Origin of the sequence: Roseburia sp., from assembly GCF_041325975.1 — a bacterium.
GTDB lineage: Bacteria > Bacillota > Clostridia > Lachnospirales > Lachnospiraceae > Roseburia > Roseburia rectibacter.
In genome coordinates this window covers 35,411-47,733 of sequence record NZ_JBGLEJ010000004.1, presented here as the reverse complement: position 1 = coordinate 47,733, position 12,323 = coordinate 35,411, and the positions used below count along the sequence as shown (strand labels likewise).

General features: G+C 34.9%; 7 protein-coding genes. 6 read left to right on the top strand and 1 reads right to left on the bottom strand.

What is annotated here, in order from left to right; all coding sequences use genetic code 11:
- The first annotated feature begins 55 nt into the window (after nucleotides 1–55).
- The 6 genes from ACDD58_RS03590 to ACDD58_RS03565 all read left to right on the top strand — a co-directional run bounded on the left by ACDD58_RS03590 (nucleotide 56) and on the right by ACDD58_RS03565 (nucleotide 11,086).
- Nucleotides 56–5,314 (top strand): DEAD/DEAH box helicase, encoded by a 5,259-nt coding sequence (locus tag ACDD58_RS03590; protein WP_370775847.1) that lies wholly within the window; start codon nucleotides 56–58, stop codon nucleotides 5,312–5,314.
- 502 nt (nucleotides 5,315–5,816) lie between these two features.
- The gene (locus tag ACDD58_RS03585) at nucleotides 5,817–6,038 is read left to right on the top strand and encodes a helix-turn-helix transcriptional regulator (protein ID WP_118281015.1); all 222 of its coding nucleotides are present in this window, start codon (nucleotides 5,817–5,819) and stop codon (nucleotides 6,036–6,038) included.
- Nucleotides 6,039–6,106: 68 nt separating this feature from the next.
- Complete coding sequence (locus ACDD58_RS03580; RefSeq protein ID WP_278883501.1) at nucleotides 6,107–7,141, top strand: DNA cytosine methyltransferase; 1,035 nt, start codon at nucleotides 6,107–6,109, stop codon at nucleotides 7,139–7,141.
- Nucleotides 7,141–8,028 carry an Eco47II family restriction endonuclease gene (locus ACDD58_RS03575; RefSeq protein WP_278883500.1) on the top strand — a complete coding sequence of 296 codons (888 nt, stop codon included), beginning with the start codon at nucleotides 7,141–7,143 and terminating at the stop codon, nucleotides 8,026–8,028. Before ACDD58_RS03580 ends, ACDD58_RS03575 begins: the two co-directional genes overlap by 1 nt.
- Nucleotides 8,029–8,108: 80 nt before the next feature.
- On the top strand, nucleotides 8,109–9,365 hold the full coding sequence (locus ACDD58_RS03570; protein WP_370775843.1) for a restriction endonuclease: 1,257 nt from the start codon (nucleotides 8,109–8,111) through the stop codon (nucleotides 9,363–9,365).
- 41 nt (nucleotides 9,366–9,406) lie between these two features.
- Entirely contained in the window at nucleotides 9,407–11,086 is a 1,680-nt protein-coding gene (locus ACDD58_RS03565) for a DUF2971 domain-containing protein (RefSeq protein WP_370775840.1), read from the top strand.
- Nucleotides 11,087–11,304: 218 nt separating this feature from the next.
- On the opposite strand, the gene ACDD58_RS03560 is transcribed toward ACDD58_RS03565, so the two are convergent.
- A complete protein-coding gene (locus tag ACDD58_RS03560; RefSeq protein WP_370775838.1) occupies nucleotides 11,305–12,126 on the bottom strand; it encodes a helix-turn-helix domain-containing protein in 822 nt (273 codons plus the stop codon).
- Nucleotides 12,127–12,323: the final 197 nt, after the last annotated feature.

Genomic DNA, 12,323 nt, shown 5'->3' with positions numbered 1-12,323 from the left:
AAAAGAAAGGAAATATGTGATAATTAACTTCCTAATTATCATACAAGAAGGAATAATGAATGAGTATAGTATTGTTAATACGCATGAGGCACTTAAGAGAAGACTGATTGACTATATCGAGACGGCATATTTTGGTAAGAATGATGAATTAAGAGAATTGTGCCGGGATGAGTTAGAGACGCAAGGCGTACTGTGGAAGGAACCTTATATTGAGGCAAACCCTGCTTATGTAAGTATGATTAATGGAATTAGTGAGAGTGATAAAATTCCGAAGCATATCAAGGAAATTTTATTACAAATGATTGATAAGAAGATGGGGGTATATAGTAGTCCATATATTCATCAGATTCAGGCAATAGAAAATTTCTATAGTGGAAAGGAATTATTTGTTGCTACAGGAACAGGTTCTGGTAAAACAGAATGTTTTATGTGGCCAATGGTAACAAAGCTTGTTGCAGAGGCTAGGCAAAATCAATTATCATGGAAGCAACGTGGTGTAAGAGCGATGATGTTGTATCCGATGAATGCATTAGTTTCAGACCAAATTGGTAGATTAAGAAGAATGATAGGAACAGATAGTTTTTATAAGATGTTTCTTGATTATACTGGAAGTGAAAGACGACCACAGTTTGGTATGTACACAGGAAGAACTCCGTATGCGGGGGATATGAAACGGGAGCAGGATATTGCACTATCTGAGACACTTAGACAGAATCTTATATATAGGGATGCAGAAACTGTTGAACAATTAAAGGCAATGGGAAAATATCCTTCAAAATACAATTTAGAAGCTTTTGTTGATGGTTTGATCGAAGGAAAACATATTACCGATAATCGAGATGCAGAGCTGATAACTCGTTTTGAAATGCAATGTAATACGCCGGACATTCTTATCACCAATTACTCGATGCTAGAGTATATGTTGATGAGACAAGAAGAGCAGAGTTTGTGGGAAGATACAAGAGATTGGTTGACTATGTCAGAAGAGAATAAACTGCTCTTTATCATCGATGAAGCACATATGTATCGAGGCGCTTCGGGTGGTGAAGTAGCTCTGTTGATTCGTAGATTTTTGCATAAATTGGGTGTGTCAAGGAATAAAATTCAGTTTATTTTGACTAGTGCAAGTATTCCGCAGAATGAGGAAAAGAAGGTTAGGAAATTTGTATGTGATTTAACAGCATTAAGTGATGATGAAAGCTCTAATATACAAATTATTACTGGAGAAAGGGAAGAAGTAAAATACGAAGGTGCGAAGAAAATAAACGCTAGTGCTATATCATCATTTGATATAGATAGTTTACATTCGGATAATAAATTGATGGCTATTAAAAAAGTGTGTGAACTGATGGAATTGCCGGTAGAAAATTGCGATTTTTCAAGTGAAAAAATGGTTGAAAACTGGTTGTATGATGTTCTTGTAAAAATTCAGCCATTGTTGAAAATTATGGAGTGTTGTCGCGGAAATGCTATATCATATGATGAGCTGGCAGATAAAGTTTTTCCAAGTGAAGAGAAATGGTTGGCGCAGAAGGCCACGAGCGTATTGCTGTCAATAGCTCCATTGGCCAAGGGAAAAGATGGACAAGTGTTGTTCCCATCTCGTCTGCATATGATGTTTAGAGGTATTTCTGGAATTTATGCATGTGCAAATCCTAATTGTACAGAAAAGAAGCACTCATCACATATTCCATTAGGAAAGATATATATAGGCAAACATGAGGATGTCTGCCGTTGTGGTGGTAAAATATATGAATTACTAAATGATCGAACTTGTGGGGCATTGTTTTTAAGAGGATACATTGATGAAATGGAGCCTCAAGCGCGTTTCGTATGGAACAAAAAGGGTATTGTTTTTGAACAAAATTTTAAAGAGGTACATTATTATATTATTCCGGATAACATGAGTTTGGGTAGTAAAAAGGATGTTAAAATTGGATGGTTGAATTCTATAGCGGGAAGAATTGAACAGGACGATACGCATGCTGAAGAACCAAATTATTTGCATGTTGCATACAGTATAAAAAGCCCAAAAGAATCACCTAATATTTTCACTTTTGGATCATGTCCGCGATGTAAAAAAATGCATTTGCATGTTTCAGATTTTGCGACTAAAGGTAATGAACCATTCTTTCATTTGGTTTCAGAACAATTAATGATACAGCCACCAGTGATTACAGATGTAGCAAAACTAGAATTTACACCAAATGCGGGAAGGAAAGTCCTTCTGTTTTCTGATAGTAGACAGAGAGCTGCTACATTAGCAAAGGAACTCACTTCGGTTGCAGATGAAGATGCAATGAGAAAAGCCATTACAGTTTCGGCAAAAGAATTGACTAATTGGGCTCTAACTACTGATAGAGATCCAAGTATGGATTTACTATATATTGCATTTCTAAAGGTTGCATTAGATAATAAATTGCGCTTTTTTTATGGTAATGATGAAAAGGATATACATGATCATCTTCAGACGATGAAAGAAGTTATTGAAAGGCAGGAGAGAAGAGGCAGAAGGGCTAGAAATATTGATTATGCAGAATTGAAAAAGCAGAAGTTTGCAACAGTACCAGAGTTATACTCGAGATATTTACTTAAGATATTATGTAGTAATTTTAGGTCGTTTACTGATTTGGGATTGTGTTGGATTGAACCATGTAATTATGATTTGATTGATGAAGTTGTTGAGTGCCTTGAAAATAATGGAATTAAGCTATCAGAGGATGAATTTTATGCGATTTTTGCCGCATGGGCAGCGGAAGTACTTACTGATAGTTATGCTTATGATTATGACATAAACAGGAATGTTCGTAGAAGCATTACTAACATCCCACGTTTTGGTATTGATCCGGAGGGGAAATTCCCAAAGCGTTTTGAAAAATTATTTAAAGAAAATGGCATAGATGAAGCGAAACAATTAGTATTATATAGGCAGTTATTGAAGTTTACACAAAAAGGAAAGGATGATAACGAAAATTTATATATTAATCCACAGTTAGTTACTTTGAAATTTGATGATGAGCAAAAATGGTATAAATGTCCAAGCTGTGGAAGAGTATTTCCGTATACATTATGGGGTAAATGTGTATGGTGTTGTAATGGTGAGCCTATACAGATGACAGATAATGAGTTTGAAGGTCTGTCTTTCTGGAGAAAACCGATTTTAGATGCGGTAGAAGGTAAGAAGGACGCGTTGATGACGAGAATTAATACAGAGGAACATACAGCGCAGCTATCACACAAAGATCAGCGGATTGATATGTGGTCAACAACAGAAGAATACGAATTGAGATTTCAAAATGTATATATTGATGACAAAGGACCTGTTGATGTGCTTAGTTGTACAACTACGATGGAAGTGGGTATTGATATTGGTTCATTAACGGCGGTAGGATTGAGAAATATACCTCCAATGAGAGAAAATTATCAGCAGAGAGCTGGTCGAGCTGGTCGTAGAGGCTCTGCGATATCTACCATTGTTACATATACGGATAATGGTCCTCATGATAGCTACTATTTTAATCATCCTGAAAAAATTATTGCAGGAGAACCAAGGCATCCTTTTATTGACAGTGATAATCAGAAACTGATATATCGACATCTCAATGTGATATATGTATCCGAGTATCTTAATAAGTATGATATTTCTGCTAATTCAATGGGGATAATAGATTTCATTAATAATCACTTAAACTTATTTTTTGAATTTCTCAGAAATAAATCATTTACAAATCAGGAATTGGAATCTTTGGTACCTGGGAGAGATTATTCTCATGTTGAGGAACAAAAGCAGGTGTTAGTACAGGCTTTAGAGACATTGCAGAGAAAGGTGTACGATTTTAAGGATGATTATTTTGATTCCAATGATAATGAGAAGAAAGTGCTAGATGTTTTCTTGGAAGAAGGTATATTTCCTACATATTCATTCCCAAGAAATGTGGTAGGATTTAGTATTGAAAACAGAACAGGAGATAAGATTGAGCAAGAACCTGATAGAGCATTAGATATGGCAATTAGTGAATATGCCCCAGGTAGACTAATTGTTGTTAATAAGAAAACATACAAGTCAGGTGGTATTTATAATTTTCATTCAAAATTTAGAGATGAAGATAAAGCACATCCGGCTCGTAAGTACTTCGATAGTAAGGAGTATTATCGTTCTATGTTTTATTGTGAAAATAGTTCCTGTAATTGGGTGGGTATGGAAGATCCGGGGAAAGTATGCCCGTTTTGTAGACAAGAAAGTGTCAAATATAAGCATATGATTAAACCATGGGGATTTGCTCCAGAAGGTGGAACAAGTATTAGAGAGGCAGAAGCAGAGGCAGAAATGACATATGCAGAACTTCCTAGTTATGCTTCACCAATTAAAGATGAAGAAATGGAAAAGTCCTCTGATTATTCAATGATTCGTTATGGACGTTTAGTAGATCAGCCGTTAACTATTTTAAACGAAGGGCCTCAAAATGAGGGATTTACTGTTTGTACTGAATGTGGTGCTGCAATTCCTGGGGAAAATATGATTGAATTACAGAAGAAAGACCAACCATATAGACATCCAAGAATTAGAGCGAAATGTCAACATCCTTCTGATAGAATTGTTACTGCATTTTTAGGGTATCAATTTTTGACAGATATGATTCTTGTAGAGATCGAATTGGATTCAAATCAAATTAATACGGTACATGAGGGATTATGGATTGAAAGTGCGGCACAAAGTTTATCTGAGGCAATGGTGTTAGCAGCAGGGCAGTTATTGGATATAGAATTCAGTGACATGAAGAGTGGTTATCGATTAAGGTATGCTTCAGACAAGGTATGTGTTGACATTTTCTTGTTTGACAGCTTATCAAGTGGAGCTGGTTATAGTTCTATGTTAGCAGGAAGAATATCTGACTTAATGAACGAAACATATAAGATTTTACAATGCAGTAAGAATTGTGCCACAGCATGCCATGATTGTTTGAAACATTATTGGAATCAACGAGTTCACAACAAATTGGATAGGCATTTGGCAGAGCAATTGCTTGATTGGAGTAAGACCAAGAAGCTTGCTACACCAATTGAGTATAAGGAACAAGTTCGTCTTATACTTGGAATTAAGGAAAATGCGCTATTAGATGCTGACTTTGATATTGTGTGCGAAAATCAGAAAATATATTGTATTAAAAACGGTAAGAAAAGAGAAGTATATATTTATCCTGCTATGTGGATGCTGAATAACCCACAAATTCCGGCCGGCAGTATAGCAGTATCAGATAAGTTGATAATTAATTCTATGCCGCAAGCATATTCGTTGATAAGAAATTTGTTGTAATTAAGAACGGGATATGCTGGAGAATATTATTATTCTATCATCAATATAAAAGGTTAGAAGACTGGATGAAAGGCTAAATATATATAGAAATTAGGTATAGGATATGTATTTTAAAATTATAGACAAATAACTTTTAGGAGAAGTTCATGTTTTGCCATGTTTATGCCGGATATAGATGAAGAAAGACATTTCTTATACTTATGATCTTCAAGAGAACGATGCTTCTGGTTTCTGAAAATACATTTGCTCATGTCTGCCTTGTACTGCTGTCAGAAGGCAGATATGAGACACCTCTAATGTGTGAAATCTTAAACTCTGTTTATGTTGGAGTTGTTTCTAATGTATAAGTGGGAATGCAGATGGTAAAATTAACTTTTGAAATTCTTATAATGCTTGAACATATCAAAATAATATTGAAAATTCAATGTTGGTAGGTGCATTTACCTAAGTGAATAGATTACTGATTTTGTGATGAGTTTATTAATGATAGGAAGGACTAATTATGACTGTAAGCTATAATAAATTATGGAAAAGACTTATAGATTTAAATATGAGCAAAACTCAGCTTAGAGAAAAAGCAGGCATAACAACAAATGCAATGGCGAAAATGGGAAAAAATGAGAATGTTTCGACAGAAATTATATGTAAAATATGCAAAGTATTGGAATGTCAGGTAGAAGATGTAATCGAATTGGTTGATGAAGAAGAAAAAGAGGTATGTTAGTATAACGGAGTCCATTTTATAGGACACATACTATGATATTATTAGAGAAAAAGTAAAGAGGTAATTGAATGTATACAAGTATAGAGCTTTTTGCTGGAGCTGGCGGATTGGCATTAGGAGTCGAAAAAGCGGGATTTAATACATTAGGTTTAATAGAATTTGATAAGGATGCAGCGGATACATTAAAGAAGAACAGGCCAAACTGGAATGTTATAAATGATGATATTGCAAATATATCGTGTCTGGATTTGGAAAAGTATTTCTCTATTAAAAAAGGAGAGTTAGATCTTCTTTCAGGTGGTGCACCTTGTCAGGCATTTTCATATGCAGGAAAAAGGCTGGGGCTTGAAGATGCAAGAGGAACCTTATTTTATCACTATGCATTGTTCCTAGAAAAATTACAGCCTAAAATGTTCTTGTTTGAGAATGTCCGAGGATTGCTTACACATGATCACGGAAAAACTTATGCAACAATGCTTGATATTTTTACAAGAGCTGGCTATACCATTGACAAGCAAGTATTAAATGCATGGAATTATGGCGTACCACAGAAAAGGGAACGACTTATTACTATAGGAATTCGCAATGATTTGGTAGGAAAGACGGAATACAGATTCCCGAAAGCACATAATTATAAACCCGTTCTTAGAGATGTTCTTTTGGATTGCCCAGATGGACCAGGGGTTCCATATGGAGAAAAAAAGAGAAAGATTTTTGAATTGGTTCCAGCTGGTGGATATTGGAGAGATATAGATCCAGCAATTGCCAAGGAATATATGAAGAGTTGTTGGGATATGGAAGGCGGAAGAACTGGAATTTTGAGAAGAATGAGTTTGGATGAACCGTCTTTAACTGTATTAACATCTCCATCCCAAAAGCAAACAGAAAGATGCCATCCATTGGAAGCAAGACCTTTTACTGTTAGAGAAAATGCAAGGTGTCAGACATTTCCGGATGATTGGGAATTTTGTGGAAATGTTTCAGCTCAATATAAACAGGTAGGAAATGCTGTCCCGGTTAATTTAGCATATGATATTGCAAAAGAAATTGTACATTCACTAGATATGCTTGCAGTGAATCAGAAAGTAAAGGAGGCAATGTAATGGATTGGAAACTGAAATTTATCAGTCAGGAAAACTTTGTTAAACATGTGGAAGCGACAATTGACAAGTATGGGGAAAAACTGGAATCTTTTGATATTAAGCGGTTTAACAAGAATATTATTGATCCGATTAAGTTGATATTTGATAAAACAGTATATCAGTCAACTTGGGAAGAAATGGTGGGAAACGAGATATTCCGACAAAGGGACAAATCAAATAATAACGATATCGGATATTTTCATCAGACAATATTTCAGTACATGAAAAATTGTCATGTGCCTGAAAATGGTAAAGAAGGCGGATGGGATGTTATCTATGAAAACGCAGATGGAATTCAATTGCCAGAGGGTGATGTAGTACATAAGATTTATGTTGAGATGAAGAATAAACATAATACGATGAATTCGGCATCTACCGGAAAGACATATATGAAAATGCAGAACCAATTATTGAATGATGATGATTGCGCATGCTTTCTGGTAGAGGCGATTGCGCAAAAATCACAAAATATTACTTGGAATCCAACGGTTGATGGTAAGAAGATTTCTCATAAACGTATCAGAAGAGTAAGCATAGATCAATTCTATGCACTTGTAACAGGCGAAGAAGATGCATTTTATCAGATGTGTATGGTACTTCCGGAAGTTATAGAGTCCGTAGTGGCAAAGGGTGGAGATGTTAAAGTCCCACATGATACAGTTGCAGAGGAGTTGAAAAAGATTGCAGAAATTTCAGGAGAAAAATCAGAGAATCTTGCAATGGCTCTTGCTGTCTATATGCTTGGATTCAGTTCATATATTGGATTTTCAGGATTGATGGAAGGAAAAACTTCTGTTGATGAGAACTTTTTAAAAAGAATTTATGCATATGCAAAGGAATTGAAGTAGAGAAAATTATAGCATTTTAGAAGAAAAATAAGGTATAAATTTTCGGAGATTTGTTCATATGACGATAAAAGGTGATAATTATGGAGATACAATTTGAAGATTTAGACAAATCAGATTTTTTTATTGATTGTGTATACAAAGGCGGAAAGGCTCCTAATATGTCATCAGAGCCATTTCATAAATTGATTCCGGGATGTGAAAATGCTGGAGGGTTTAGAAAGAAGCTTAGAGAAGATGGATCAGGTAAGTATGCGTATGTTGTTTTATATACATCAATGGAGGAACTAGAATGGCCTGACTACTTGGATGAAGAGACAGGGATATTTCGATATTATGGAGATAATAGAGAACCTGGTCGAGAATTAACAGATACAAAGAAGAAGGGAAATAAAATATTAGAAATGGCATTTTCCCTTTTGAATGAAGGGAAGAATCTTGAAGATATGCCACCGTTTCTAATTTTTAAGAAAACAGGAACAGGAAGAGATATTCAGTTTTTAGGACTTGCTGCGCCAGGGAATCCCAAGATTTCTCCAGATAGGGATCTGGTAGCATTTTGGCGAACTGTTAAGGAAAATAGATTCCAAAATTACGAAGCATATTTTACAATATTGGATACAGGTGAAAAACCAATTTATAGGAAATGGATTGAATCATTAATTTATGATCATGAAAATAATTTGAAGTATGCTCCTGAGGCATGGGTGAGATTTGTAAAGCAAGGAAGAAATGGAATTACACCATTAGCAGCACCTAGAATGCATAAAATTCCCAATAGATTTGAACAACTTCCAGCGGGAAGTGATACGGAAGGACTCTTATGTCTGGATGCTATTCGTAATCACTATAATAGTTTTAATCAGGGATTCGAAGCCTGTGCCACAAATATTGTAAGCAAAATGGATTCACATTTTGTAGATTTTTCACTTACAAGACCATGGAGAGATGGAGGGCGTGATGCACTTGGATTTTATTCCATAAGTGCAGGTGGGAAAGTGAATGCGTCGCTTAAGATTGATTGTGCACTGGAAGCTAAGTGTTATTCGCCTAATAATGGAGTGGGTGTTAAAGAAATGTCTCGGTTGATATCGAGAATTAGATATAGACAGTTTGGAATAATGATAACAACCAGCTACGTGGATAAACAGGCATATCAAGAAGTTGTAGAAGATGGACATCCTATTCTTATAGTGACAGCTACCGATATTGCACAAATCCTTAGGGAAAATGCGATTAATTCTTCAAATGTAAATGAGTGGTTAGCTTCTATTGATAGACAGGATAACCGGCTTATTGAGTATTACAAACGCGTAAATGAAATGGCATTGAGGAAGTGACTTGCTTAAGCCTATATTGAAATTATTTGGGAGGGGTTATTTTGCATAATACAGAACTTAATTTTGAAGATATGAAACACGGAATAGATAAAGCGGGTGGATTATTTTATCAATATCGTCCATGCAGAAGAGATGTTGCAACAATATATGATATAGAAAATATAAGACATGGAGTGGTATATGCGCAAACACCATTAAATATGAATGATCCGTTTGACTCGATGATAGGATATTCACCTGAAAAAATGTACGAAAACTGCATTTCTATGCTTGTGGAAGAATTGAACATTGAAGACGAAAGTTTCAAATTTATAATTTCACAGTTTCTTAAGTACAAAGCAGTAGGAAAATTGGCAGAATTTATATGCATGCTTAATGATTTGAAAAAGTATCTTTTTTCAAGGCAAGTAAGTATGCATCAGGTTAATGTACCGATTATCATATTTATTCGTCAAAATCTAAATACTTTATATGCTAAATGCCCGAAAAAAATAAAAGGGGTTTTGTCAAAAGAGGTATTTGCAGCATTTTTGTTGATTGTAAGCGATATGGAAAGTGTAAATATAACAGAAGATAATTTGGCGGATATGCTTAAGCTGGATAATGTTTTGGATGAATTATATGAAAAAGCGGTAGATATTAAAGATAATGTATATATACCAACTTTAAGAACTTTTTTGTCTAAATTGACAGTTTCTTGTTTTAGCGTGAGTGGATGGGATAATCAGCTAATGTGGTCACATTATGCAAATTCCTATGCTGGAATATGTATAGAGTATGATTTCAATCAAATTAAAGATGTTATAGGTTTTATTTACCCAGTTGAATATACTACAGAAAGACCTACGCTCTCATTGCAAGATTTAGGAGTGGCAGGTTTTAACTTAGGTTCAGAAGCAAGCGTCAGATCATGTGAACCAAATATGGGAGCTATCTTATCATATTTGCTGGCAAAAAATGTTTGTTGGAATTATGAAAAAGAATGGAGAATAATCAATATAGGTGAAGAAAATACACCATTATTTATTGATTTGCCGTTTGTTAAGTCTATTACTTTTGGCATGAATATGGATCCTATTTGTAAGCAATTATTATGGGATGTATGTAAAGAAAAAGGAATTGAATGTTATGAAATAGAAATTGGAACAGAGAATTATGAATTAAGAAGAAAATATCTTTCAAAAAAAGATTTTACTTATGATATAGATCTTGAACTTAATTATATTGACATATTGACGAAACAGATTTCGGTTGCTTCTGAACGTATAGGTAAAATGGGGGAAAATATTGAGAATGAAATTGAAAATAAAAATTTTTCAAATGTTAGCCCAATGCTTTCAGATACTCTTGATATGTTGTCTAATTCGTATTATTTAAAAATATCTCTTAATCGTATATGTGAACATGAAACGGAAGAACTTTCATCAACTGGAATGCCTAATGAAATATTGAACAATATTTCGTTAGTGAACACTTTCGTTTCGCAAGCGAAAGAAATGTGCGTGGCATTAAAAGAAAACATGCCCATTTTCTTACTTGGAGGTTTAATTAAAGGTCATGAGTATACAATAATAAATAAACAATTAGGCGATATACACGAATTAGTTGGAAAGTTTGAAAATATAGAGTGGAATTCATTTTGCATAAAAATTGTATCAGAAGATACAGAAAATAATAGTGAGTATTCTGAAGTAGACGATGTGGTTAAAATATCAGAGTAATTGGAAGTAGTACTTAGGAGAAATCTGAGGTGACTATAAACAAGTTAGACTGTTTTATTGATCCTGTTAATCCCTTAGTCACTAAGGGCGCACTTCTATACCTACCTATTTGGCAGGTGATGTGCGCCCTCATTTTATTTCGGGAGTTGCGGGATGAATCCCGGTCAAGGCTATGCCTTGCGCAGACAAGATCTGCTATCCATATATGCGGCAAGCCGCTACTTTCTTTTCTTTTTGCCACGCCCGTTTCCTTTGGCAGATTTGAAGGCTGTGGAATACCGTTCCACAATATCCATAAAGGTCTTGAATTCGTAAGGATCCATTTTCGTAAAATTCATTTGAAAAAGTTTACTGTAGGTCAGCATCTGCTTTTGAGTTATGCTGTCAGCTTTCTGGACTTCCTCACAGGTGTCCATGAATTCATCAAAAACAGTATCATTACTTCCGGTATTGGAATCTTTTTTATGTAATTCTCGTAAATCTTTTGCAATCGCAGAAATATCATTTCCCAACAGATTATCAAAATAATTATCCTCATCAATGAGAGCTGCTTTTAGTGAGCGCATATAGTGGTCACTGTCAGAAAGGGCATATTTGTCTTTTATCATTGCACGGTTGTGCTCTATGTATTTGTTCATATTACGAATCTGGGCAGATGCCAGATTGTCAACATAGATTTCAAGATCAGATAAAAAATCAGAAAAATGAGAATCCTTTATCATTTCACAAATCAGCCGCACATTCAGGTTGCGTTTTTTTAACAAATCTATCGTTTCGTCATCCAGACCGAGTTCATCAACGGGGAATGGATGGTGTTCACGGTTTTCTGTAATCTCCAGTAAGTAATCACTTGTTACGCCATAGAAGCCAGCCAGAGTAACGATGGCATTCACAGTAATCGCATTCTTGGTATCATCACTTTCGTAGCTGCCTAGAGCAGATTTTGAGATTCCAGTTTTTTCGGATAGTTCTACGAGAGAGAGTCCTCGCTCGGTTCTTAAATCTTTTAATTTTTCCTGTAGCGTCAATTTACAATTCATATAGCAGAGTCCTTTTTATTTATAGCTATTTATAGCGATTAAATCCCTTTTATCATACAACAGAACATACGTTCTTAACAAGGTGAATTTACAAAAGAGTGGAAATTTTTATTTTTATGTGGAAAATCCTACCTTTCGGATATGCGGGAAATGCACTTTGAATTTGAGAAAATCTCTATACAACTTCATGAGCATTC

Coding starts and splice junctions, on each gene's coding strand:
- ACDD58_RS03590 (WP_370775847.1), top strand. CDS start 56: ATGAATGAGTATAGTATTGTTAATACGCATGAGGCACTTAAGAGAAGA.
- ACDD58_RS03585 (WP_118281015.1), top strand. CDS start 5,817: ATGACTGTAAGCTATAATAAATTATGGAAAAGACTTATAGATTTAAAT.
- ACDD58_RS03580 (WP_278883501.1), top strand. CDS start 6,107: ATGTATACAAGTATAGAGCTTTTTGCTGGAGCTGGCGGATTGGCATTA.
- ACDD58_RS03575 (WP_278883500.1), top strand. CDS start 7,141: ATGGATTGGAAACTGAAATTTATCAGTCAGGAAAACTTTGTTAAACAT.
- ACDD58_RS03570 (WP_370775843.1), top strand. CDS start 8,109: ATGGAGATACAATTTGAAGATTTAGACAAATCAGATTTTTTTATTGAT.
- ACDD58_RS03560 (WP_370775838.1), bottom strand. CDS start 12,126: ATGAATTGTAAATTGACGCTACAGGAAAAATTAAAAGATTTAAGAACC.